Source organism: Roseateles chitinivorans, assembly GCF_002761755.1.
Lineage (GTDB): Bacteria > Pseudomonadota > Gammaproteobacteria > Burkholderiales > Burkholderiaceae_C > Roseateles > Roseateles chitinivorans.
On record NZ_PEOG01000026.1, the window covers coordinates 1 to 24,795 of the forward strand.

Annotated in this window: 21 protein-coding genes and 1 tRNA gene; 19 read left to right on the forward strand and 3 right to left on the reverse strand. The window is 69.1% G+C overall.

Annotation, left to right across the window (positions count from 1 at the left end; translation table 11 throughout):
* From CS062_RS11300 to CS062_RS11385, 18 genes are all read left to right on the forward strand, one after another.
* On the forward strand, positions 1-1,865 hold a 1,865-nt coding region (locus CS062_RS11300), incomplete at its 5' end, for a pseudouridine synthase (protein ID WP_368372853.1).
* Between the two features lie 174 nt (positions 1,866-2,039).
* Entirely contained in the window at positions 2,040-2,465 is a 426-nt protein-coding gene (ndk, locus tag CS062_RS11305; RefSeq protein WP_091722894.1) for a nucleoside-diphosphate kinase, read from the forward strand.
* A gap of 57 nt (positions 2,466-2,522) precedes the next feature.
* On the forward strand, positions 2,523-3,704 hold the full coding sequence (gene rlmN, locus CS062_RS11310) for a dual-specificity RNA methyltransferase RlmN (protein ID WP_099861789.1): 1,182 nt from the start codon (positions 2,523-2,525) through the stop codon (positions 3,702-3,704).
* 56 nt (positions 3,705-3,760) lie between these two features.
* Positions 3,761-4,522, forward strand: a complete 762-nt coding sequence (pilW, locus tag CS062_RS11315; RefSeq protein WP_233218021.1) for a type IV pilus biogenesis/stability protein PilW — start codon at positions 3,761-3,763, stop codon at positions 4,520-4,522.
* 10 nt (positions 4,523-4,532) lie between these two features.
* Positions 4,533-5,582, forward strand: coding sequence for a helix-turn-helix domain-containing protein (locus CS062_RS11320; RefSeq protein WP_158238757.1), 1,050 nt, complete (start codon positions 4,533-4,535; stop codon positions 5,580-5,582).
* A 55-nt stretch (positions 5,583-5,637) separates the two neighbouring features.
* The gene (ispG, locus tag CS062_RS11325; protein WP_099861790.1) at positions 5,638-6,939 is read left to right on the forward strand and encodes a flavodoxin-dependent (E)-4-hydroxy-3-methylbut-2-enyl-diphosphate synthase; all 1,302 of its coding nucleotides are present in this window, start codon (positions 5,638-5,640) and stop codon (positions 6,937-6,939) included.
* A complete protein-coding gene (hisS, locus tag CS062_RS11330; RefSeq protein WP_099861748.1) occupies positions 6,936-8,243 on the forward strand; it encodes a histidine--tRNA ligase in 1,308 nt (435 codons plus the stop codon). Before ispG ends, hisS begins: the two co-directional genes overlap by 4 nt.
* 121 nt (positions 8,244-8,364) lie before the next feature.
* Positions 8,365-9,039, forward strand: a complete 675-nt coding sequence (locus CS062_RS11335; protein ID WP_099861749.1) for a YfgM family protein — start codon at positions 8,365-8,367, stop codon at positions 9,037-9,039.
* The gene (gene bamB, locus CS062_RS11340; RefSeq protein WP_099861750.1) at positions 9,036-10,181 is read left to right on the forward strand and encodes an outer membrane protein assembly factor BamB; all 1,146 of its coding nucleotides are present in this window, start codon (positions 9,036-9,038) and stop codon (positions 10,179-10,181) included. Before CS062_RS11335 ends, bamB begins: the two co-directional genes overlap by 4 nt.
* Before the next feature lies 1 nt (position 10,182).
* Positions 10,183-11,532: a ribosome biogenesis GTPase Der gene (der, locus tag CS062_RS11345; protein WP_099861751.1), complete on the forward strand. Its 1,350-nt coding sequence runs from the start codon at positions 10,183-10,185 to the stop codon at positions 11,530-11,532.
* Positions 11,533-11,611: 79 nt separating this feature from the next.
* Positions 11,612-11,854 carry an RNA chaperone Hfq gene (gene hfq / locus CS062_RS11350; RefSeq protein ID WP_091722923.1) on the forward strand — a complete coding sequence of 81 codons (243 nt, stop codon included), beginning with the start codon at positions 11,612-11,614 and terminating at the stop codon, positions 11,852-11,854.
* A gap of 6 nt (positions 11,855-11,860) precedes the next feature.
* The gene (gene hflX / locus CS062_RS11355; protein ID WP_233218022.1) at positions 11,861-13,183 is read left to right on the forward strand and encodes a GTPase HflX; all 1,323 of its coding nucleotides are present in this window, start codon (positions 11,861-11,863) and stop codon (positions 13,181-13,183) included.
* Positions 13,184-13,326: 143 nt separating this feature from the next.
* Positions 13,327-14,520 (forward strand): FtsH protease activity modulator HflK, encoded by a 1,194-nt coding sequence (gene hflK, locus CS062_RS11360; RefSeq protein ID WP_233218025.1) that lies wholly within the window; start codon positions 13,327-13,329, stop codon positions 14,518-14,520.
* Positions 14,521-14,540: 20 nt separating this feature from the next.
* Positions 14,541-15,437, forward strand: coding sequence for a protease modulator HflC (gene hflC, locus CS062_RS11365; RefSeq protein WP_099861753.1), 897 nt, complete (start codon positions 14,541-14,543; stop codon positions 15,435-15,437).
* Between the two features lie 74 nt (positions 15,438-15,511).
* Positions 15,512-15,697 carry a DUF2065 domain-containing protein gene (locus CS062_RS11370; RefSeq protein WP_099861754.1) on the forward strand — a complete coding sequence of 62 codons (186 nt, stop codon included), beginning with the start codon at positions 15,512-15,514 and terminating at the stop codon, positions 15,695-15,697.
* Between the two features lie 152 nt (positions 15,698-15,849).
* Positions 15,850-17,013, forward strand: a complete 1,164-nt coding sequence (locus tag CS062_RS11375; protein WP_099861755.1) for an ATP phosphoribosyltransferase regulatory subunit — start codon at positions 15,850-15,852, stop codon at positions 17,011-17,013.
* Between the two features lie 52 nt (positions 17,014-17,065).
* The gene (locus CS062_RS11380; RefSeq protein WP_099861792.1) at positions 17,066-18,403 is read left to right on the forward strand and encodes an adenylosuccinate synthase; all 1,338 of its coding nucleotides are present in this window, start codon (positions 17,066-17,068) and stop codon (positions 18,401-18,403) included.
* 70 nt (positions 18,404-18,473) lie between these two features.
* On the forward strand, positions 18,474-18,995 hold the full coding sequence (locus tag CS062_RS11385; protein ID WP_091722945.1) for a phosphoribosyltransferase: 522 nt from the start codon (positions 18,474-18,476) through the stop codon (positions 18,993-18,995).
* 216 nt (positions 18,996-19,211) lie between these two features.
* Here CS062_RS11385 and CS062_RS11390 read toward each other — a convergent pair.
* Positions 19,212-19,296 (reverse strand) — tRNA-Leu (locus CS062_RS11390).
* Between the two features lie 164 nt (positions 19,297-19,460).
* Between CS062_RS11390 and rnr the strand changes: the two genes are divergently transcribed.
* Positions 19,461-21,866, forward strand: coding sequence for a ribonuclease R (gene rnr / locus CS062_RS11395; protein ID WP_233218023.1), 2,406 nt, complete (start codon positions 19,461-19,463; stop codon positions 21,864-21,866).
* Between the two features lie 106 nt (positions 21,867-21,972).
* On the opposite strand, the gene CS062_RS11400 is transcribed toward rnr, so the two are convergent.
* Together CS062_RS11400 and CS062_RS11405 are read right to left on the reverse strand one after the other, a co-directional pair.
* Positions 21,973-23,463, reverse strand: coding sequence for an NAD(P)H-hydrate dehydratase (locus tag CS062_RS11400; RefSeq protein WP_233218024.1), 1,491 nt, complete (start codon positions 23,461-23,463; stop codon positions 21,973-21,975).
* Positions 23,464-23,589: 126 nt separating this feature from the next.
* On the reverse strand, positions 23,590-24,795 hold the full coding sequence (locus CS062_RS11405; RefSeq protein ID WP_099861757.1) for an FAD-dependent oxidoreductase: 1,206 nt from the start codon (positions 24,793-24,795) through the stop codon (positions 23,590-23,592).

Sequence of the window (24,795 nt, forward strand, 5' to 3'; positions counted from 1 at the left end):
CCGCCGACACGCCGACCGAGACGGTCGCCGCAGCGGTGACCGCGGAAGCGCCTGCCCTGGATGCCGAGGCTCCGAAGCCCAAGCGCCGCACGACGAAGAAGACCGCTGAGGCCGCTGGCGCCGCGGAAGCCGTCGAGGCGCCCGTCGCCGTGGCGGCCGAGCCGATCCGCCACCTGCCTGTCGCGACCGTCGAGGTGTCGCCGGCGCCGGTGTCGCCAGTCGCGGAAGCGGTCGGCGAATTGGTTTCGCACGAGGCTCGCGGCGCTGGCCCGGTGGGCGGCGACGCCGCCGACGGCGAAGCGGGTGGCGAGCGCGAGGGGCGCGGCCGCAATCGCCGCCGCCGCGGTCGCGACCGTGATCGCGAACCCCGCGACGGTCAGCAGGCGCAGGCCCAGGAGTCCGGTCAGCGACCCGCGCGCGCACCGCAGGGCGAGGGGGCTGAAGTCGCCGCCGATCCGGTCGATGACGCCCAGCTGCAGGCCGAGGCCCAGGCGCGCTTCGACGCGCTGGTGTCCGGTGCCTTCGACGCGGATGTCGAAGGCGAGGACGACGCCTCGGTGGCGGGTGCCGCGGAGGTCGAAGCCTCCGGCGACGAGGGCGAGGCTGGCGCTGACGGTCAGCCTGCCAAGCGCGTGCTCGCGCCCGATGCCGATGCGCCCAAGCTGCAGAAGGTGCTGGCGCAGGCCGGCGTCGGTTCCCGCCGTGACATCGAGGACATGATCGCCAAGGGCCAGATCACGGTGAATGGCGAGGTCGCGCATGTCGGCCAGCGCATTTCCTACGGCGACCGCGTGGCGGTGGCAGGCAAGCCGATCAAGGTCCGCATCGCCCCGGTGGCGCCGCGCATCCTGGCGTACCACAAGCCGGTCGGCGAGGTCGTCACCTTCAACGACCCCGAGGGTCGTCCCACCGTCTTCCGCAACCTGCCGCGCCTGCCGCAGGGCAAGTGGCAGTCGGTCGGTCGCCTGGACCTGAACACCGAAGGCCTGTTGCTGTTCACCAATTCCGGTGAGCTGGCCAACCAGCTGATGCACCCCCGCTTCGGCGTCGAGCGCGAGTACGCGGTGCGCGTGCTGGGCTCGCTGAGCAAGGAGCAGAAGGACAAGCTGCTGACCGGCGTCGACGTCGACGGCCAGCAGGCGAGCTTTAAGAGCATCGAGGACGGCGGCGGCGAAGGCGTGAACCGCTGGTACCGCGTCGTCATCACCGAAGGGCGCAACCGTGAGGTCCGCAAGCTGTTCGAGAGCGTCGGCCTGGCCGTCAGCCGCCTGATCCGCATCCGCTACGGCACCGTCGTGCTGCCGCGTGGCCTGCGCCGTGGCGTCTACATCGAGTTGGGCGACGCCGATGTCCGCGTCATCCGCCAGCTGGCTGGCAACGAGCCGCGCCCGCCGCGCAACAACGACCGCGCCGAGCGTCGCGACAAGCGCCGCAGCGGCAACAGCGGCGGCCCGCGTCCGAGCCGTCCGGAGCCGTCGCGGCAGGAGCAGCGCAACGAGCAGCGCGCCCATCAGCCGCAGCGCCCGCAGCAACAGCAGCAGGAGCGCGAACGCGATCGCCGGCCCCGCAACGAGGACGATGACGATTTCATCCCGAAGCACATCAACCCGTTGGAGCAGACCTTCGACCGCCGCTTCGCCACCGGCAGCAAGCGCATTCCGCAAGGATTCGGCAAGGGCGGCAGCGATGCGGGCGACCATGGCCGCGGCAACCAGCGCGGTCCGGGCGGCGAACGCATTCCGGATCCGATGAAGACCTCGATGGGCTACATCGGCGCCGATGCCTTCATCAACCGGGGCGGCAATCGCGGCGGTCGTCGCGGCGGCGGTGGTGGGGGCGGCGGCGGTGGCCGCGGTCGCCGCTGAGCGGATTCAAGTTCCCTGATGCCGCCGAGATCGGCGGGCGGGGAGGGCCGGGGCATCCGACTCCGACCACCAGCCCCCGGCGACCCCGTCCGATGACGGGTTGTCACTTGGGGGCTTGACTTCAAGCATTACAATGCCGGGTTTTGCCAAGCCCAAGATTTTCAAGGAAAAGACATGGCCATCGAACGCACCCTCTCCATCATCAAGCCCGATGCCGTGGCCAAGAACGTCATCGGCCAGATCTACTCGCGCTTTGAAGGCGCCGGCCTGAAGATCATCGCCTCGAAGCAGAAGCAGCTGTCGCGCGCCGAAGCCGAAGCGTTCTACGCCGTGCACAAGGCCCGCCCGTTCTTCAACGACCTGGTGAACTTCATGATCTCCGGTCCGGTCCAGATCCAGGTCCTGGAAGGCGAAGGCGCCATCCTGAAGAATCGCGACCTGATGGGCGCCACCGACCCGAAGAAGGCCGAGAAGGGCACGATCCGCGCCGACTTCGCCGACAGCATCGACGCCAACGCGGTGCACGGCTCCGACGCCCCCGAAACCGCCGCCGTGGAAGTTGCCTTCTTCTTCTCCGGCCTGGAAATCAACGCCCGCTGAACCGGGCCAAGCCTCTGACCTCCGGGCCACGAGGCCCTTGAGAAAGAGGAACGCATGATGGACGCGGTCAACCTGCTCGGATTCGATCTGCAAGGCCTGGCCGCGTACTGCGAGCAGCTGGGGGAGAAGCGCTTTCGCGCGACCCAGCTGTTTCGCTGGATCCATCAGAAGGGCGCGTCGGACTTCGCCCAGATGTCCGACCTGGCCAAGTCGCTGCGCGACAAGCTGGCCGGGCGCGCCCACATCACCGCGCTGCCGGTGATCTCCGAACATGTCTCTGCCGACGGCACCATCAAGTGGCTGTTCGACGTCGGCCAGGGCAACGCCGTCGAGGCGGTCTACATCCCCGAGGACGACCGGGCCACGCTGTGCATCTCCAGCCAGGCCGGTTGCGCCGTCGGTTGCCGCTTCTGCTCGACCGGCCACCAGGGCTTCAGCCGCAACCTGGAGACCTGGGAGATCGTCGCCCAGCTCTGGCATGCCGAGCACACGCTGCGCCAGCGCCTGGGCAAGGACGAACGCATCATCTCCAACGTCGTGATGATGGGCATGGGCGAGCCGCTGCAGAACTATGCCGCGCTGGTCCCGGCGCTGCGGATGATGCTCGATGACCATGGCTACGGCCTGTCGCGCCGCCGGGTGACGGTGTCGACCTCGGGCGTGGTGCCGATGATCGACCGCCTGCGCGAGGACGTGCCGGTGGCGCTGGCCGTCTCGCTGCACGCGCCGAGCGATCCGCTGCGCGACCAACTGGTGCCGCTCAATCGCAAGTACCCGATCGCGGAACTGCTGGCGAGCTGCAACGCCTACCTGGACAAGGCGCCGCGCGACTTCATCACATTCGAGTACTGCATGCTCCACGAGGTGAACGATTCGCCGGAGCAGGCCCGCGAGCTGATCGCGCTGCTCAAGGGCAAGGTGCCCTGCAAGCTCAACCTGATCCCGTTCAATCCGTTCCCCGCGTCGGGCCTGAAGCGCAGCTCGAACGAGCGAGTCAAGGCATTCGCCGACCTGCTGATCCAGGCCGGCATCGTGACGACCGTCCGCAAGACCCGCGGCGACGACATCGATGCCGCCTGCGGCCAGTTGGCCGGCGAGGTGCAGGACCGGACCCGTGTCCATCTGCGCATGGTGCGCGCGCCCGTGGTGGTACAGCGGGACGCGACATCGACCGGCACGGCGGCGCCCGCGCCGGCGACCACCTCCTCACCCGTCACTCCCACAGGCCCACGTCCATGACCGTTCCGTCGCCCGGCTCCGTCTCTCCGCGTCGTTCCGCCCGGACCCTGTCCGTCGTGTTGTTGATCGCCGCGGCGCTGGCCGGGTGTGTGACGACGTCGCCGCAGCAGCAGCAACCGCGGACCGAGAGCGACAAGACCGACAACGACCGCCGCGCCCAGGTGCGCCTGGAGCTGGCCAGCGGCTACTTCGCCCGCGGGCAGTACGAGACGGCGCTGGACGAGGTCAAGCTGGCGATGGCTGCCAAGCCCGATCTGCCCGAGGCGATCAGCCTGCGCAGCCTCATCTATGCCGCGATGGGCGAGTACGCGATGGCCGAGGACGGCTTCAAGCAGTTGCTGGCCCGCGACCGCAACAACGGCGACACCCTGCACAACTACGGCTGGTTCCTGTGCCAGCGCCAGCGCTACGCCGAGGCGTACCAGCAGTTCGAGGCCGCCGTGGCGCTGCCGGCCTACCGCACGCCGTCGCGCACGCTGCTGGCCTGGGGGGCTTGCGAGGCGCGCGAGGGTAGGCTGGTGCCGGCGCAGGTCCACCTCTCCAAGGCCTTCGAGGCCGAGCCGGGCAATCCGACGATCGCGCTGAACCTGGGCGAGGTGCTGTACCGCCAGGGCGAATACGAACGGGCGCGCTTCTACGCCCGCCGCGTCAATAGCAATGTGGAACAGGCCAATGCGGCCAGCCTCTGGCTGGAGCTGCGCATCGAGCGCCGCCTGGGCAACGCGGCCAACATGGAAGACCTCGGTCAGCAACTGCGGCGCAAGTATCCGCAGGCGGCCGAGACGCAGGCATTGAACAACGGTCGATTCGATGAATGAGGGACATCGCATGACTCCGACGGCCGCCGACGAGGCGACGCCCGCAGCCGCATCCGCTGCGCCATCCACCTTCGGTCCGAGTTCGGCCGGCGCCGTGCTGCGGCGCGCGCGCGAGGCCCGTGGCCTGCACATCGCCGCCCTGGCCGCGACGCTGAAGGTGCCGCAATCCAAGCTGGAGGCGCTCGAGGGCGACCGCTACCACGAGCTGCCCGATGCGACCTTCGCGCGGGCGCTGGCGCGCTCGATGTGCCGCGTGCTGAAGATCGAGGCCGCGCCGGTGCTGGCGATGCTGCCCAGCAGCGGCGCCGAGGCCTCGCTGGACCGCGTCACGCCGGGCCTGAACCAGCCGTTCCGCGAGCGCTCGGTGAGCCAGGAGCCGATGCTGTCGGCTGAGCTGCTGAAGCGTCCGGCCGTGCTGGGCGTGGGTGTGCTGCTGGTCGCTGCGGTGGCCGTGTATGCCATCCCGTCAAGCTGGATCGAGCAGGTGACGGCGCGCTTCCAGTCGGCGCCCGAACCCTCGACCGCCGTCGTGACACCCGGCCCGGGCAGCGCTGTCGGCACGGCGCCTGCCGCGACCGACAGCCCCCCGACCAACATCGAGGCCCCGGTGGTGAGCGCTTCCGAGGCCGCGCCGCAGGCCGCCGCCAGCGTGCCGACGCTGCCGCCGCAGACCTCCGGCACCCCGGCGCCGAGCGCGACGCCGGCCGCCACGCCCTCCACCGCGCCAGCGACGGCTCAGACGAGCGCGGCGACGCCGCCGGCCGCTGCCTCCGCCGCCGCGGTGGTCGGGCAGCCGATGCAGGCTGGCGTGCCCGCGCCCGGCACCTCGGCGCTGAAGGTGCGCGCCAGTGCCGAGTCCTGGGTCGAGGTCGTCGACGCCAAGGGCCAGGTGCTGCTGTCGCGCCTGCTGCGTTCGGGCGATCAGGTCGACGTCAACGGCGTCGCCCCGCTGAGATTGCGCGTGGGCAACGTGTCCGGCACGGAACTGGTGTTCCGCGGCCAGCCGGTGGACCTCGCCGCCCGGGCGCGCGACAACGTCGCCCGGCTTGAACTGAACTGAACCCGGACCGACGGGCGCCCCGCCAGCCGTACCTCCTTCGCAAGAGCGCCGCATGATGGACAAGCCAGACACCCCCGATTTCGCCGCCGCCGACCTCTCGGATCTGATCGCCGCCGCCGCGCCAGCCGCGCGCCGTTCGCGCCAGGCGCAGGTGCGCTGGGGCGACCGCCTGGTCACGATCGGCGGCGACGCGCCGGTGCGCGTCCAGTCGATGACCAACACCGACACCGTCGACGTCATCGAGACCGCGATCCAGGTCAAGGAATTGGCCCAGGCCGGCTCCGAACTGGTGCGCATCACCGTCAACACGCCCGAGGCCGCCGACGCCGTCCCGCACATCCGCGAGCAGCTCGACCGCATGGGCATCGACGTGCCGCTGGTGGGCGACTTCCACTACAACGGACACCGCCTGCTCACCGAGCATCCGGCCATGGCGCGGGCGCTGTCCAAGTACCGGATCAATCCGGGCAACGTCGGCAAGGGCGACAAGAAGGACCGCCAGTTCGCCCAGATGATCGAAGCCGCGATGCAGTACGACAAGGTCGTGCGCATCGGCGTCAACTGGGGCAGCCTGGATCAGGAACTGCTCGCCCAGATGATGGACGACAACGCCAAGCGCGCGAATCCGTGGGACGGCAAGCAGGTCATGTACCAGGCGCTGATCCAGTCGGCGCTGTCGTCGGCGAGCTATGCCCGCGAGCTGGGCATGAACCCGGACAACATCATCATCAGCTGCAAGGTCAGCGGCGTGCAGGACCTGATCTCGGTCTACCGCGCGCTGAGCAAGCGCTGCGACTACGCGCTGCACCTGGGCCTGACCGAGGCCGGCATGGGCACCAAGGGCACGGTGGCCTCGGCCGCGGCGCTGTCGGTGCTGCTGCAGGAGGGCATCGGCGACACGATTCGCGTCTCGCTGACGCCGCAGCCCGGCGAGTCCCGCACGCAGGAGGTCGTCGTCGCGCTGGAGATCCTGCAGTCGCTGGGCCTGCGCGCGTTCAACCCGAGCGTCACCGCCTGCCCCGGCTGCGGCCGCACCACCAGCACCACCTTCCAGGAGCTGGCCAAGCAGATCGACGACTTCCTGCGTGCGCAGATGCCGGTCTGGCGCGAGAAGTACCCCGGCGTCGAGAACATGAAGGTGGCCGTGATGGGCTGCATCGTCAACGGCCCGGGCGAGAGCAAGCATGCCGACATCGGCATCAGCCTGCCGGGCAACGGCGAGGCGCCGGCGGCGCCCGTCTTCATCGACGGCGAGAAGGCGCTGACCCTGCGCGGCGACAACATCGCCGGCGAGTTCCACGCCCTGGTCGAGACCTACATCGAAAAGCGCTACGGCGCGAGCACCACCACCGCATGAGCAAGAACATCCAGGCCGTGAAGGGGATGAACGACATCCTCCCGGCCAGCGTCGACCGCAAGGACAAGCTGCCGAGCAGCCAGCTGTGGAGCTGGTTCGAGACCACGCTGCGCGGCGTGCTGCAGCGCTACGGCTACCAGTACATGCTGACCCCGATCGTCGAGCCGACCGCGCTGTTCGTGCGCGGCCTGGGCGAGGTGACCGACATCGTCGAGAAGGAGATGTACTCCTTCACCGACAGCATGAACGGCGACCAGCTGACGCTGCGTCCCGAGGCCACCGCCGGCATCGTGCGCGCGATGGTCGAGCACAACGCGCTCTACAACGGCCCGCTGCGCCTGTGGACGATGGGCCCGATGTTCCGTCATGAGCGCCCGCAGAAGGGCCGCTACCGGCAGTTCAACCAGCTGGACGTCGAGGCGCTGGGCTTCGCCGGGCCGGACGTGGACGCCGAGATCATCCTGATGGTCCGCCGCCTGTGGCAGGAACTGGGCCTGGTGGTCGGCCAGCATGTGCGGCTGGAGCTGAACTCGCTGGGCCAGCCGGAAGAGCGCGCCGCGCACCGCGCCGCGCTGATCGCCTACCTGGAAGGCCATGCGGACAAGCTCGACGAGGACGGCAAGCGCCGCCTGCACAGCAACCCGCTGCGCATCCTCGACACCAAGAACCCGGCGATGCAGGACGTCGTCGAGGCGGCGCCCAAGCTGATGGACTTCCTGGGCGAGGCGAGCCTGGCCCACTTCAACGCGGTGCGCGCGATCCTCGACGCCGCCGGGCTGGAGTACCGTATCAACACGCGCCTGGTGCGCGGCATGGACTACTACAACCTGACCGTCTTCGAGTGGGTGACCGACCAGCTCGGCTCCCAGGGCACGGTCTGCGGTGGCGGCCGCTACGACGGGCTGTTCGAGCAGCTCGGCGGCAAGCCGACGCCCGCGGTCGGCTTCGGCCTGGGCATCGAGCGGCTGCTGCTGCTGATCGACGAACTCGGCCTGGCGGTGCCGTCCTCGGCGCCGGACGTCTACGCGATCCTGCCCGACGCGGCGGCGCTGTCGCAGGCCATGCCGGTGCTGGAGGCGCTGCGCGCCGAAGGGGTCGCGGTGCAGATGCATGCCGGCGGCGGCTCGTTCAAGTCGCAGTTCAAGAAGGCCGATGCCTCGGGCGCCCGCTTCGCGCTGGTGTTCGGCGCCGACGAGCTCGCCCGGGGCGAGGTCGCGGTCAAGCCGCTGCGCGGCGACGGCGAACAGGTGACACGTCCGCTTAACACGGCGGCTGCGTGGGCAGCCGATCTGCGCACCGCATAATCGCGGCTTCGCCGGGGTGCCCGAGGAGGGCGCCGCCGGCCGCATACAGCAACTCTCCCAAGCCGGCCGGCGCTCGCGCCGCGCCGGCTTCGACCTTCAACCGACGGACCCTCACTCGCACATGGCGGCTCATCTCGATCTCGAAGAACAGGAACAGCTGGAGCAGCTCAAGGCGTTCTGGAAGCGCTGGGGCAATGCGATCACCTGGCTGCTGACGCTGGCGCTGGTGGCCTACGCCGGCTGGACTGGCTGGAATTACTGGCAACGCAACCAGGCCGCCAAGGCCGGCGCGATGTTCAGCGAGCTGGAGCGCGCGGTGCAGGCCGGCGACCTGGCCAAGGGCGCTGCCGTGTTCGGTACGCTGAAGCAAGACTTCGCCTCCACCGGCTACGCGGCGCAGGCGGCGCTGATGACCGCCAAGCTGCAGCTGGACAAGGAGAAGGCCGACGACGCCCGGGCCACGCTGACCTGGGCGGTGGCGAATGCCAAGGGCGACGCCTACCGCGACCTGGCCCGCCTGCGCCTGGCGGCGCTGCAGATGGACGCCAAGCAGTACGACGAGGCCGCCAAGACCCTGGAGGGCGTCAAGAGCGCCGATTTCGCGCCGCTCGCGGCCGACCGGCGTGGCGACCTCGCGCTCTTGCAGAACAAGCCCGACGTTGCCAAGGCCGAGTTCAAGAAGGCTTATGACGGCATGGACAAGCAACTGGACTACCGCCGCCTGCTGGAAGTGAAGCTGGCGAGCCTGGGCGTGGCCGTCGGCGATGCCGCCACGGCCTCGGGAGCGGCGCAATGACGGCCCGCGCGACCCTGGGCGCGCTGAGCCGCGCGCTGCTGCTGGGCGGCGTCGCGATGACGCTCGGCGCCTGCTCGCTGTTCAGCAGCTCGAATGCGCCCAAGCCGGCGCCGCTGGAGAACATCACCCCGTCGCTGCAGGCCCGCGTGGCCTGGGAAGCGCGCGTGGACAGCGTCAAGTTCCCGCTGACCGTCACGGCGGTGAACGACCGCTTCGTCGTCGGCGGGTCCGACGGCGTGATCAGCGCGATCTCCGCCGCCGACGGCACCACGCTGTGGCGCGCCGACATCGGCAAGGGACTGAGCGCTGGTGTCGGCAGCGATGGCCGCTTCGCCGCGGCGGTGACCCGCGACAACGAGCTGGTCGTCACCGAGGGCGACAAGATGCTGTGGCGCAAGACGCTGACGACGCCGGTCATCACCTCGCCGTTCGTTGCCGGCGAGCGTGTCTTCGTGCTGACGCTGGACCGCGCGGTGCTGGCTTTCGACGCTGCCGACGGTCGTCGCTTGTGGGAGCTGCGTCGTCCGGGCGAGCCGTTGACGCTGCAGCAGGCCGGCGTGATCGGCGCCTACCAGAACACGCTGCTGGTGGGGCAGGGCTCGCGCCTGGCGGGCGTCGACCCGACCCGCGGCCTGCTGATGTGGGAGGCGACCATCGCCAACCCGCGCGGCACCAACGAGGTCGAGCGCCTGGCCGATCTGGTCGGCCCGATGGCCCGTGACAATGAGGTGTTCTGCGCCCGCGCGTTCCAGTCGGCCGTCGCCTGCGTCAACGGCGAGCGCGGCAACACGATCTGGACCCGCAACAACGCCGGCCTGCGCGGCGTGGGCGCGGATGCCACGATCGTCGTCGGCGGCGATGCCTCCGACCGGCTGACCGCCTGGGGCACCCGCAGCGGCGACGTCGTCTGGACCGCCGACCAGTTCCAGAACCGCAAGCTCAGCGCGCCGCTGGTGACCGACAAGTCGGTCATCGTCGGCGACAGCGAGGGCTATGTGCACTTCCTTTCCAAGGACAAGGGCCAGACCGTGCAGCGCCTGCAGACCGACAGCTCCGGCGTGGCCGCGGCGCCGGTCCAGCTCGGCGGCACGGTGCTGATCGCCACTCGCAGCGGACGCCTGTACGCGCTGCGCCAAGACTGATATGAAACCTGTGATCGCCCTGGTGGGCCGCCCCAATGTGGGCAAGTCCACGCTGTTCAACCGGATGACGAAGAGCCGCGACGCCATCGTCGCGGACTTCGCCGGTCTCACGCGCGATCGCCATTACGGCGACGGGCGCCTGGGCGATCGCGAGTTCATCGTCATCGACACCGGCGGCTTCGAGCCCGACAGCTCCACCGGCATCGTCAAGGAGATGGCCAAGCAGACCCGCCAGGCCGTGGCCGAGGCGGATGCCGTCATCTTCGTGCTGGACGTCCGCACCGGCCTGGCCGGCCAGGACCAGGACATCGGCCGCTACCTGCGCCAGTGCAACAAGCGCGTCTTCGTCGCGGTCAACAAGGCCGAGGGCATGAGCGACAGCCCGCTGCTGGCCGAGTTCCATGAGCTCGGCATGGGCGAGCCGCATCCGGTCTCGGCCGCCCACGGCCAGGGCATCCGATCGCTGCTGGAAGCCGTGCTGGACAGCTTCGAGGCGCCTGTCGAGGGCGAGGCCTTCGAGGGCGAAGGCGCGGAGGAGGACGAATCCAAGGCCATCCGCCTGGCCGTCGCCGGTCGTCCCAATGTCGGCAAGAGCACGCTGATCAACACCTGGCTGGGCGAGGAGCGCCTGGTCGCCTTCGACATGCCGGGCACGACGCGCGACGCGATCAGCGTCGACTTCGAGCGCAACGGCCAGAAGTTCAAGCTGATCGACACCGCCGGCCTGCGCCGCAAGGGCAAGGTGTTCGAGGCGATCGAGAAGTTCTCGGTCGTCAAGACGCTGCAGGCGATCGCCGACGCCAACGTGGTGCTGCTGCTGATCGACGCGACGCAGGGGGTCACCGACCAGGATGCCCACATCGCCGGCTACATCCTGGACAGCGGCCGCGCGGTGGTCGTGGCGATCAACAAGTGGGACGCGATCGACAGCTACCAGCGCGAGACCATCGAGCGCCAGATCCTGACCCGACTTGGATTCCTGCGCTTCGCCCCCATCCTGAAGATTTCCGCGCTGAAGCGGCAGGGCCTGGGCCCGCTGTGGAAGGCGCTGGCGGATGCCTATTCGTCGGCCTATCGCAAGATGACGACGCCGGTGCTGACCCGTCTCATCCAGGAGGCGGTGCAGCATCAGCAACCGCAGCGGGCGGGGATCTCGCGTCCGAAGCTGCGCTACGCGCACCAGGGCGGGATGAATCCTCCGATCGTCGTCATTCACGGCAATGCGCTGGACGGCGTCAGCGACGTCTACAAGCGCTACCTGGAAGGGCGGATCCGCGACCACTACAAGCTGGTCGGTACGCCGCTGCGGATCGAGTTGCGGTCCTCGAAAAATCCTTTCGCCGAAACCTGAGATCGCAGCCGTCCGGGGAAACCCGGTGCTGTGATAAGGTGCGGGATTCCAACACCACTCTCACAACACGGAGCATATCGTGAGCAACAAAGGACAACTCTTGCAAGACCCCTTCCTGAACCTGCTGCGCAAGGAGCATGTTCCTGTGAGCATCTACCTTGTGAACGGCATCAAGCTGCAAGGCCACATCGAGTCCTTTGACCAGTACGTGGTGCTGCTGCGCAATACGGTGACGCAGATGGTCTACAAGCACGCCATCTCCACGGTGGTCCCCGGCCGTGCCGTGAACTTCCACGCCGGCGAGAGCAACGACGCCAGCTGAAGCTGATTGACCAAACAAGATCCCACCCATTCGACGCCGCCCCCCGAGGCGGCGCGCGCCATTCTGGTGGGGGTCGATCTGGGCCGCGACGTGGCCTTCGACCCCACCCTCGACGAACTCGCGCTGCTGGCCGAGTCGGCCGGTGACACACCGGTCGCCCGGATTGTCGCCAGGCGCAAGGCGCCCGACGCGGCGCTGTTCGTCGGTTCCGGCAAGGCCGACGAAATCAAGCTGATGGTGGACGCGCTGGGCGCGCACACCGTGCTGTTCGACCAGGCCATTTCTCCCGCCCAACAACGCAACCTCGAACGCCACCTCGGCGTGCCCGTGGCCGACCGCACCGCGCTGATCCTGGAGATCTTCGCGGCACGCGCACAGAGCTTCGAGGGCAAGCTGCAGGTCGAGCTCGCGCGGCTGCAGTACCTCGCCACCCGCCTGGTGCGCCGCTGGAGCCATCTGGAGCGTCAGAGCGGCGGCATCGGCATGCGCGGCGGCCCGGGCGAGCGCCAGATCGAGCTGGATCGCCGGATGATCGACGACCGCATCAAGTCGATCAAGGAACGCCTCAAGAAGGTCGAGCGCCAGCGCTCCACGCAGCGCCGGGCGCGCGCCCGCAACGGCGTGTTCCGCGTTTCGCTGGTCGGCTACACCAATGCCGGCAAGAGCACACTGTTCAATGCGCTGACCAAGGCCAGGACCTACGCGGCCAACCAGCTGTTCGCCACGCTCGACACGACGACGCGCTCGCTCTACCTCGAGGAGGCGGGCACCAGCGTCTCCCTGTCCGACACCGTCGGCTTCATCCGCGATCTGCCGCACAAGCTCGTCGAGGCGTTCAAGGCCACGCTGCAGGAGGCCGCGGACGCGGATCTGCTGTTGCATGTCGTCGACGCCGCCAGCCCGGTGCTGACCGAGCAGATGGAAGAGGTCGAGCGGGTGCTCGCGGAAATCGGCGCGCAGCACATCCCGCAGATCCTCGTCTACAACAAGCTCGACCTGCTCGAGCCCACGCAGCGGCCTCGCCAGCTGCAGGACTGGCTCACGCGCATCGGCGGGGAGCATGGCGGCCAGCGCCTGCCTCGCGTCTTCGTCAGCGCGGCGCAGGGCGAGGGCCTCGACGAACTGCGCGCGATGATCGCCTCGCTGATGCAAGCCGAGCCGGTGCCCGAGTACGCCGGCCTGGCACTCGACGAGGCCGACGGACCCGCCGCCTCCGGAAAACCGGCGACGGCCGACGGAGATGACGGTGACGGCGACGCCTTGAACGATCAAGACCTGACCCAAGCTCGGACAGTCCCGCAGGATGATCCGCAGGGACGCACAGGCTGAGAACGCTGCTCAATGCCCGATACTTGCAACAAGACTTCCTCATCAGGATGCGTATGAATCAAGACGATCGCCTGTCCGCCGCTGGCGGCGGACGTGGCCCGCAGGGCGGAGCCGGTGGCCTGCGCCGCTGGGTGGGGCTCTGGATGAGCAATGGCCGCAACGAAGGCCCGCCCGACCTGGACGAGCTGTGGCGCGATTTCAACCGCAAGCTTTCGCGCCTGTTCGGCGGTCGCGGCGGCAATGATGGCAACGGTCCGGCCGGGAACGGCGGCGGTGGCCCGCAGCCCGACATGAAGGGCGCCGGCATCGGCGTCGGCCTGGTGGTCGGCGTGGTGGTGCTGGGCTGGCTGGCCAGCGGCGTGTTCATCGTCCAGGAAGGCCAGCAGGGCGTCATCACCTCGTTCGGCAAGTACAGCCGCACCGTCGATGCCGGTATCCAGTACCGACTGCCTTATCCGTTCCAGGCCCACGAGGTCGTGTCGTTCACGCAGTTGCAGTCCGTCGAAGTCGGTCGCAATTCGGTCGGCCAGGCGTCTGGCCTGCGGGATTCGTCGATGCTGACGCAGGACGAGAACATCATCGACATCCGCTTCACCGTGCAGTACCGGCTGAAGGACGCGCGCGACTATCTCTTCGAGAACTTCAACACCGACGAGGCCGTCAACCAGGCGTCCGAATCGGCGGTGCGCGAGATCGTCGGCCGCAGCAACATGGACTCGGTGCTGTACGAGCAGCGCGACGCGATCGCGATCGACCTCGCCAAGTCCATCCAGGCGCAGCTGGACCGGCTCAAGACCGGCATCCAGATCGTCAATGTCAACGTCAGCAGCGTGCAGCCGCCCGAGCAGGTGCAGGCCGCCTTCGACGACGCCTTCCGCGCGAACGCCGACCGCGAGCGCTTGAAGAACGAAGGCGAGGCCTATGCCAACGACGTGATCCCCCGCGCGCAAGGCCAGGCGGCCCGCCTGCGCGAGGATGCCGAGGCCTACCGCGCCCGGGTCGTCTCGTTCGCCGAGGGTGACGCGCAACGCTTCAAGTCGGTCCTGGCCGAGTACCAGAAGGCGCCGGCCGTCACGCGCGACCGCCTCTACATCGACACGATGCAGCAGGTCTACTCGCGGGTGACCAAGGTGATGGTCGACGCCAGGAGCGGCTCCAACCTGCTGTACCTGCCGCTGGACAAGCTGATGCAGCAGACGCAGCCCGGCGGCACGGTCACAACGACGGCGCCCACGCCGGTGGTGCCCACCGATCCGGCGACCTCCGGCGCCACGTCGCTGGGCAGCGATCCGCGTTCGCGCGACAGCATGCGCAGCCGCGATCGCGACGGCCGTTGATCGACAGGGAGCCCACAACAATGAATCGCATCGTCTCCGTCGTCGTCGGTCTGCTGATCCTGTTCATGATCGCCAGCTCGACGCTGTTCGTCGTCGACCAGCGCCAGTTCGCGGTCGTCTATTCGCTGGGCGAGATCAAGGAAGTGATCACCGAGCCCGGCCTGAAGTTCAAGCTGCCGCCGCCGCTGCAGAACGTGGTCTTCCTTGACCGCCGCGTGCAGACGCTGGACGCGGCCGACCCGCGTCCGATCTTCACTGCCGAGAAGAAGAGCCTGGTCATCGACTGGCTGGTGAAGTGGCGCATCGTCGACTCGCGCCAGTACATCCGCAACAGCGGCACGCAATTGCGCAATCTGGAAACCCGCCTGAGCCCGATCGTGCAGGCCGCGCTCAACGAGGAAGTGACCAAGCGCACCGTGCGCGCGGTGCTGGCCACCGAGCGCGAGAAGGTCATGCAGGATGTGCGCAAGCGCCTGGAGGAAGAAGCCAAGCAGTTCGGCATCGAGATCGTCGACGTGCGGGTGAAGCGGGTCGACTTCGCCGCCAACATCACCGAGTCGGTCTACAACCGCATGAAGTCGGAACGCGCCCGCGTCGCCAACGAACTGCGTTCGACCGGCGCCGCCGAGGGCGAGAAGATCAAGGCCGATGCCGACAAGCAGCGGGAGATCATCACCGCCGAGGCCTACCGCGACGCGCAGAAGATCATGGGCGAGGGCGACGCCAAGGCGTCGGCGCTGTACTCCGAATCGTTCGGCCGCGATCCCCAGTTCGCGCAGTTCTATCGCTCGCTCGACGCATACCAGCGCTCGTTCAAGGGCAAGGGCGACGTGATGGTGCTGGACCCGTCGAGCCAGTTCTTCAACACGATGCGCACCGGCGGCCCGGGCGCCCCGGTCGCGGCCCCGAAGAAGTGATCCCCGGGCGAGCCGGTCGGCCCGCCCGTTCGCCATCGAGCTGACCGGCGGCAGCCGGGGAGGACGTTCTCGTCATGAGCGGCGACAAGTGGCTGGCGGCGCTGGCGCTGCTGCTGATCATGGAAGGGCTGATGCCGTTCCTGAATCCTGGCGCCTGGCGGCAGCTGTTCGCCCGGCTGTTGGCGATGAGCGACGGGCAGCTGAGGTTCCTCGGGCTGGCCAGCCTCGTCTGCGGCGCGCTGCTGCTGTTGCTGCTCTGACGCATCCCCGGGGCGGCCGGCTGCGCAGCCTGTCACGAAGGCTCGCTGAATCGTTGGCGAATCCGCGCCGGGCCCCCGCGTGAGGGGCTCGAAGGCCGAGGTCCGTCGCGACCCCGGTACAATGCCGTTTTTAACCCCCTCCCTGAACGTCCATGGCCTCTGCTTGGCTGCTGCCCGAGCACATTGCTGACGTCCTGCCCTCCCAGGCCCGCCGCATCGAAGAACTGCGCCGCGAGTTGCTGGACATGGCGCGGACCTACGGTTGCGAGCTGGTGATGCCTCCGATGCTGGAGCATCTCGACTCGCTGCTTTCCGGCACCGGTCAGGCGCTGGACCTCAAGACCTTCAAGCTCGTCGACCAGCTTTCCGGTCGCAGCCTGGGCCTGCGCGCCGACACGACGCCGCAAGTCGCCCGCATCGACGCCCACCTGCTCAACCGCGCCGGCGTGACGCGCCTGTGCTACTGCGGACCGGTGCTGCACACCCGTGCCGAAGGCCTGACCGCGACACGCGAGCCGCTGCAGTTCGGTGTCGAGATCTATGGTCATGCCGGCCTCGAGGCCGACCTGGAAGCGCAGGAACTGGCCATCGATGCGATGCAGCGGGCCGGCCTGACCCGGCTGGTGCTGGATCTGGGCGACGCGCGCCTGGTGCGCGGCGTGCTCGGTGATCACGCCCTGAGCGAGGATCGTCTGAATGCGCTGGTGGCCGCGATGGCCGCCAAGGACGCGGCCGGCGTGGCGGCGTTCTCGAATGAACTCCCGGACGACGTCGTCGCCGCGCTGCAGACGCTGCTGCGCCTTTACGGCGGCGTCGAGGTCCTGGCTGACGCGCGCCGCGCGCTGCCGGCCAATGCGCTGGTCACGGCCGCGCTGGATGACCTGGACTGGTTGATCCATCACCTGCGCGCGTCGTATCCCGATGTGCGCATCGGCGTGGATCTCGCCGACCTGCCGGGCTTCGGCTACTACAGCGGCGTGCGTTTCGCGCTGTACGCCGAGGGTGGCACCGACGCCGTCCTGCGCGGCGGTCGCTATGACGAGGTGGGGGCGGTCTTCGGTCGCCGCCGCCCGGCGGTCGGCTTCAGCCTGGACCTGAAGACGCTGGTGGGGTTGATTCCCGCCACGTCGCTGCGGGCCGCGGTGCGTGCGCCCTGGGGCGAGGATCCCGACCTGCGCGCGGCCGTCCGTCGCCTGCGCGAACAGGGCGAAACCGTGGTCTGCGTGCTGCCGGGCCACGACCAAGAGAACGACGAGTTCGAATGCGACCGCGAGCTGGTGCAGGCCGGCGGTCAATGGGTGCTGCGATCGCTCTGAGCGACGCGATCCGCCCCACAACCCCTCAACCTCCAATCATCGGATGAACGACATGCAAAGCAGTGAGATCGCGCGCGGCCGCAACGTGGTGGTCGTCGGCACCCAGTGGGGTGACGAAGGCAAGGGCAAGGTCGTCGACTGGCTGACCGATCACGCGCAGGGCGTGGTGCGCTTCCAGGGCGGTCACAACGCTGGCCACACGCTGGTCATCAAGGGCGTGAAGACGGCGCTGCAGCTGATCCCGTCGGGCATCATGCGCGACGGCGTCGCCTGCTACATCGGCAACGGCGTGGTGCTGGACCCGACCCATCTGCTGTCGGAGATCGAGCGGCTGGAGAAGGCTGGCGTCGAGGTGCGTTCGCGCCTGTACATCAGCGAGTCCTGCCCGCTGATCCTGCCGTTCCACGTCGAGGTCGACCGCGCCCGCGAGGCGCTGCGCGAGAGCAGCGGCAGCGGCAAGATCGGCACCACCGGCAAGGGCATCGGCCCGGCCTATGAGGACAAGGTCGCCCGCCGCGCGCTGCGGGTGCAGGACCTGAAGCATCCGGAACGCTTCGCCAAGAAGCTCAAGGAGCTGATCGACCTGCACAACGTCGCGCTGACCAGTTACCTGAATGCGAAGGCGCTGGAGTTCCAGCCGATCTTCGACCACGCGATGGCGCTGGCCGAGCAGATCAAGCCGATGATGGCCGACGTCGGCTATCTGCTGCACAAGGCGCATCAGGCCGGCCAGAACATCCTGTTCGAAGGTGCGCAGGGCACGCTGCTGGACATCGACCACGGCACCTATCCGTATGTGACCTCGAGCAACTGCGTTGCCGGCAATGCCGCTGCGGGCGCGGGCGTGGGGCCGCAGATGCTGCATTACATGCTGGGCATCACCAAGGCCTATGCGACGCGTGTCGGCTCGGGCCCGTTCCCGACCGAGCTGGATTGGGAAACCCCGGGCACCGTCGGACATCACCTGTCGACGGTGGGCCAGGAGCGGGGCACCGTCACCGGACGTGCGCGCCGCTGCGGCTGGCTGGATGCGGCCGCGCTGAAGCGCTCGATCATCATCAACGGCATCACTGGCCTGTGCCTGACCAAGCTGGACGTGCTGGACGGCCTGGCCGAGATCAACATGTGCGTCGGCTATGAGCTCGACGGCAAGCAGATCGACATCCTGCCGCTGGACGGCGATGAGATTGCCGCCTGCAAGCCCATTTACGAAGTCTTCCCCGGCTGGACCGAATCGACCTTCGGCATCACCCGCTGGGAGCAGCTGCCGGAGAACGCGCGCAAGTACCTGAAGCGCGTGGAAGCGGTGATCGGCGCACCGATCGCCATGGTGTCCACCGGTCCCGACCGCGAGCACACCATCCTGCTGCAGCACCCGTTCCAGGCCTGAGCGATCGCTCGGACCCTGTCCAATTTCGTCTTATCCAGACCTGACCATTCTTCGCTGAGGAGCCTCCCCCATGCTGACCGACGACGGCAAACATCTGTACGTGTCCTGGGATGAATACCACCTGTTGATTGAACGCCTGGCGCTGAAGGTGCATGCCTCCGGCTGGGAGTTCGACCAGATCCTGTGCCTGGCGCGTGGCGGCATGCGTCCTGGCGACGTGCTGTCGCGTGTCTTCGACAAGCCGCTGGGCATCATGTCCACCAGCTCCTACCGCGCCGAGGCCGGCACGATCCAGGGACGCCTGGACATCGCCAAGTACATCACCATGCCCAAGGGCGAACTCGCCGGCCGCGTGCTGCTGGTGGACGACCTGGCGGACTCCGGCGTGACGCTGAAGGCGGTGGTCGAGCGGCTGCGGGGCATGCCGGCGATCAGCGAGCTGCGCTCGGCGGTGATCTGGACCAAGAGCGTGTCGGAGTACACGCCGGACTATTACGTCGAGATGCTGGAAACCAGCCCGTGGATCCATCAGCCGTTCGAGGATTACGACGCGCTGCGGCCGGATGCGCTGGCGAAGAAGTTCGCGATCTGAGGGAAGGGGTCGACTGATATGTCGGCCCTTTTTGCTTTGGGGCGGGCGCGGCGGGCAGCGATCGCTGCCGTCGCAGGAGAGGACTCGGTCACGCTGCGCGCGACCCCGGTTTGGACCAACGGTCCAAACCATTCGAGTCCCCCCGTGATGCCCACCGGGCATCACTTCCTGGGCAGAAGAATGAGAAAAGCCGGCTTGAAGCCGGCTTTTCGAATATGGTGCCCAGGAGAGGACTCGAACCTCCACGGAGTTACCCGCTAGTACCTGAAACTAGTGCGTCTACCAATTCCGCCACCTGGGCAAGGTCAGAAGCCAGCACCCCGAGAAACCTCGCTCAAGCCACTTCTTGAAGTATTCTTGAGCCTTCAGTTTCTTCGAAACGCCAAACTGCTTCTGCGTTTCAGGAAAGACAAGGATTCTATTATCAAAAACTTCAAGAACGCAAGCCCCCAGAGCCATCCGCTGATGGGGGAGATCGAAGGCACGGTGCAAGGTCACCGGGACGGGCACGGATTCCTGATGCCCGACGACGGCCAGCCGGACGTTTACCTGTCCTCGCAGGAGATGCACGCCGTGATGCACGGCGACCGCCTGCGGGTGCGTGTCGTGCGCTTCGACAAGCGCAACCGCCCCGAAGGCCGCGTGCTGGAGATCCTCGAGCGCCGCAAGAAGCCCATCATCGGCCGGCTGCTGCTCGAGTCCGGCATCTGGCTCGTCGCGCCGGAAGACAAGCGTTACGGCCAGGACATCCTCGTCCCGAAGAATGCGATCGCCAACGCCACCGCCGGCCAGATCGTCGCGGTCGAGCTGACCGAACCGCCGTCGCTGTACTCGCAGCCGGTCGGTCGGGTGACGGAGGTGCTGGGGGAGATCGACGACCCCGGCATGGAGATCGAGATCGCCGTGCGCAAGTACGAGGTCCCGCATGCCTTCAGCCCCGACACGCTGCAGCAGGCCGCGAAGCTGCCCGACCGCGTCCGCGCGGTCGACATGAAGCATCGCATCGACCTGCGCGACGTGGCGCTGGTGACCATCGACGGCGAGGACGCGCGTGACTTCGACGATGCCGTCTACTGCGAACCGCACAAGCAGGGCAGAGGCAAGACCGCCTTCAAGGGCTGGCGCCTGCTGGTGGCGATCGCCGACGTCAGCCATTACGTCAAGCCTGGCGAGCCGCTGGATCGCGACGCCTACGAGCGCGCGACCTCGGTCTACTTCCCGCGTCGCGTCATTCCGATGCTGCCGGAGAAGCTCTCCAACGGCCTGTGCTCGCTGAACCCGGAGCAGGACCGCCTGTCCATGGTCTGCGACATGCTGGTCACCGAGGCCGGCGAACTGCACGCCTACCAGTTCTATCCCGCCGTCATCAACTCGCATGCGCGCTTCACTTACACCGAGGTGGCGGCGATCCTCGGCAACACGCATGGTCCCGAGGCCCACAAGCGCCAGGCGCTGGTGCCGCACCTGCTGCACTTGCACGAGGTCTACCGCGCGCTGCTGTCGCAGCGGGCCAAGCGCGGCGCGGTGGACTTCGAGACCACCGAAACCCAGATCGTCTGCGACGACAACGGCCGCATCGAGAAGATCGTGCCGCGCACCCGCAACGAGGCCCACCGGCTGATCGAGGAGGCGATGCTCGCCGCCAACGTCTGCGCGGCCGACTTCATCGCCGGCGGCAAGCATGCATCGCTGTATCGCGTCCACGAGGGCCCGACGCCCGAGAAGCGCGGCACGCTGCAGGCCTACCTGCGCGCGCTGGGCATCGGAATGGGCATCAGCGACGATCCGACGCCGGGCGAGTTCCAGGCGATCGCGCAAGCGACCAAGGACCGACCCGACGCCCAGCAGATCCATACCATGCTGCTGCGCTCGATGCAGCAGGCGATCTACACGCCGTTCAACTCGGGTCACTTCGGGCTCGCCTACCAGGCCTACACCCACTTCACCAGCCCGATCCGGCGCTATCCGGACCTGCTGGTGCATCGCGTGATCAAGGCCTTGCTCGGCACGAAGAAGTACGCCCTCGACGCCCACAAGATGGAGGCGGCCAACCCGCTGCCCAAGCGTCCGGGCAAGGCTGCGCCGAAGATCCCGAACCCGGGGCTGGCGTCGACCGAGCTCGAGCGCTGGGAAGTCGTCGGCGCACATTGCAGCGCCAACGAGCGCCGGGCCGACGAGGCCTCCCGCGATGTCGAGGCCTGGCTGAAGTGCCGCTACATGCGCGACCACCTCGGCGAGGAGTTCGCCGGCACCGTCAGCGCGGTGACGAGCTTCGGCCTGTTCGTGCAGCTCGACGCGATGTATGTCGAGGGCCTGGTCCACATCACCGAACTCGGTGGCGAGTACTTCCGCTTCGACGAGGTCCGCCAGGAGCTCCGGGGCGAGCGCACCGGCATCCGCTATGCCACCGGCGCGCGGGTGCAGGTGCAGGTCAGCCGTGTCGACCTGGACGGCCGCAAGATCGATTTCCGGCTGGTGCGTGAGCAGGACGAGCACCGCCTGCTGCGCGGCGCCCACCGCGACAAGTTCGGTGACAAGCGGGGCGACGGCAAGGGGCCGGCGCGCAAGCAGGACAAGCGCGCCGAGCAGCGTGCACGGCGTGAAGCCGCTGCCGCGCCTGCCGCGACGGTCGAGCCGATGCCACTGCCGCCGCCGGATCCGCCCACGGCGGCCGATGCGCTCGAGCGCATCGAGCAGGCCGATCGCGTGCTGAAGGCTGAGCGGCGCAAGTCGGAGCGCGCGACCAAGGGCGCGGCGGCGCATCCGGTCAAGGCGGCCAAGCGCACGGCGCGCAGTGCGGCGAAGACCGTCGCCGCGAAAGGCAGCGGGGCCCCCGCGGCCAAGACGACGCGTCGCAAGCGGGGCGCCTGACGGGCGACCGCCCGCTTCGAGCGGCACCACGAAGAAGGCCTGGCATTGCCAGGCTTTCTTCACTGTGGGCGTGGCGGCTCGCGTGGCCGAACGCGGCGCTTGCGCGCTAGGCCGCCCCAGCGTGTAGCGCGGCCATCGCTGCCACGAGATCCGCAGCGAGCATCGGCCCGGCATGACCTTCCGCGGCGGCGCCGTGCCACGCGACGGCCGCCGTGGCGAGCGCGTGCGGCGGGATCTCCGGCGACTGGGCCCACATCCCGCCGATCCAGCCGGCCAGCACGTCGCCGCTGCCCGCCGTTGCCAGCGCCGACGAGCCGGTGCTGTTGATCGACAGCGGCTCCTGCGGCGTCGCGACGACGCTGCCCGAGCCCTTCAGCACCACCGTCGCGCCGAAACGCGCTGCCAGTTGGGCGGCGGCCGCGAGCCGATCGGCCTGCACGTCGGCGGCCGACCGGAATCCGAGCAGGCGGGCGGCTTCCAGCGGATGGGGTGTCAGGAGAGTCGGCCAGCCATGCGCGGCGCGACGGCACAGCGCCGCCTGCAGCGCTTCGTCGGTGGCCACGAGATTCAGCGCGTCGGCATCGAGCACGACACGTTGAGCGCCATGCAGCACGGTCGAAAGCGCCGGCGCGATCGCCGTACCGCCGCCGCAGCCGCACACCGCGACGACGTCGCGCCAGGCGTCAGCCGGCGCGCTCCAGCGCGCGAAATCCCAGTGCATCAGCTCCGGACGCGCCGGCCAGGCCAGGCCGTCGTCGTCCGGCAGCGCCGCATAGACCCGCCCCGCGCCTGCAGCGAGTGCCGACGTGGCCGCGAGCCAGGCGGCGCCGCGCATCGTCGGTGCGCCGCCGAGCACGACCACGTCGCCATGCCGCCCCTTGTGGCTCGAGGCCGAGCGGGGGAAGTCGCGCTGCCAGTGCGCGATGCGCTCACGGCCGAACAGCAGGGCCGGCGCATGCGCAGCGACCTCGCCGCCCGGCGCATCGCCCTGCGGCTCGCCGAGGTCGTCGAACCAGAGACGACCGGCGAGCGCGCGCCCCTCGCCGGTGAACAGCCCGCTCTTGAGCGTCAGGAAGGTCAGCGTGTGATCGGCCTCGACCACGTGGGCGCCCAGTGGCTGGCCGGTGCGTGCGTCGAGCCCGCTCGGCAGGTCCACCGACAGCACCAGGCCTCCTGCGCGTCGCAGGGCCTCGACGGCCCGGATCGCTTCGGCGAACGCGCCCTCGGGCGCACGGCTCGCGCCGAGGCCGAGGAGGGCGTCGATGACCAGATCGGCATCGCGCGGCATCGTGCCGAGGTCGGTGAGCGGCGCCAGGCCGGCGGCGCGTGCGCTGTCGAGCGCATGGGCCGCGTCGGTGCCGGGCGTCGGTTCGGCGCCGACGAGACGCAGGTCGACTCGCCATCCGCGTGCGGCGAGATGCCGGGCCGCGATGAGGCCGTCGCCGCCGTTGTTGCCGGGGCCGGCAAGGACCACCGCGAGCCGGCCCAACGGACGCAGCGCCAGCGCGAGCCGGGCGACCGCCAGGCCGGCTCGTTCGATCAGCGCGTGAGGCGCATGGCGCGAGAGCGCAGCCGACTCGATGCGTCGGCTCGACACGGCATCGTGCAGAGGCTGCGCGCGAGAAAGGGGGAGGACGGGCCGCATGGCGCCGACTCTATCGCTTCGAGCGGGCGAAGCGGCGCGCGGGGACCGCCGCACGACGTGTTCTTGTCGGCGGCGTGATCAGCGCAGCCGGCCGGGCTCCAGCAGCGCGGCGTCGATGCCGGGATCCTTCTTCGCCAACCGTGCCGAGAGCAGTTGCGCCGCGGCGCCGGCCATGGTCCAGCCATGCTCGCCGTGGCCGATGTTGAGCCAGACGCCGGGCAGGCCGGATTCGCCGATCAGCGGCAACTCGTCCGGCAGCAGCAGCCGCGCAGTCTTCCAGCGCTGCTGGCCGCCAGCCAGCAGGGCGCCGGGGAACCAGTCGTGCGCCGCCTGGTGCAGCGCGCCCATCGATTGGCCGTCGGGCTGCGCCGACGAGCCGCCCAATTCGTTGGCGCCGCCGACGCGCACCCGCTGTCCCAGCCGTGTCAGGCTGACGCCGAGGCTCATGTCCAGGACGGTGGCGCGCGGCCCCAGGTCCGGATGGGCTTCCAGCTGCCGCAGCGGCGCGGTGATCGTGTGGGTGTGGACCGTCCCCCAAGGCAGCTTCAGGCCCTGTGCGGCGAGCAGCGGTGCCGCGCCCTTGCCCGCACACACCAGCACCGCATCCACGCGCACCGGCTCGCCGGCCGCGACATGCACCGCGGGCGAGCTGCCGGGCTCGATGCGCAGCACGTCGGTGTTGAAGTGCCAGCGCACGCCCAGTCGCTGCGCTTCCACCCGCAGCGCCTGGCTGAACTGACGCGCGTTCGCCGCCTCGTCCTGCGACAGCAGGATGCCGCCGTGCAGAGACGTCTCCGCGTTGAGTCCCGGCTCTTGCGCGCGACATCCCTCGGCATCGAGCTCGCGGTGCGGCACCTGCCGCTCCTGCAGCCTGGCCAGCAGCGCTGCCGCGGCCTTGTAGTCCTTGGCGCTGCGCCACAGCAGCAGCACGCCAGCCTCGCGCTCGACCTCCATCTGGAGTTCGCGCCGCCACACCGCCATCACCGCCTGGCCCCGCAGCGCCAGCGCATGCAGCGCCTCGGGCATTGCCTGCGCGCCGCGCGCGCGGCCGGCGCGCCAGTGGGCGAAGCGCCAGCCGAGCTGGCCCGGCTTGCCGCGCCAGCGCAGCGGCGGGTTGGCCCCCGCAGCCATCAGGCCCGGCGCGATGAGTCCAGGCGGCGCGAAGCTCGCGCCGGTCGCGACGCTGGTGTCGCGTTCGAAGACCTGGACCTCGTGCCCCTGCAGCGCGAGTTCGTAGGCGCTGGTCACGCCGGCCAGTCCGGCACCGATGATCGCGATCCGCAT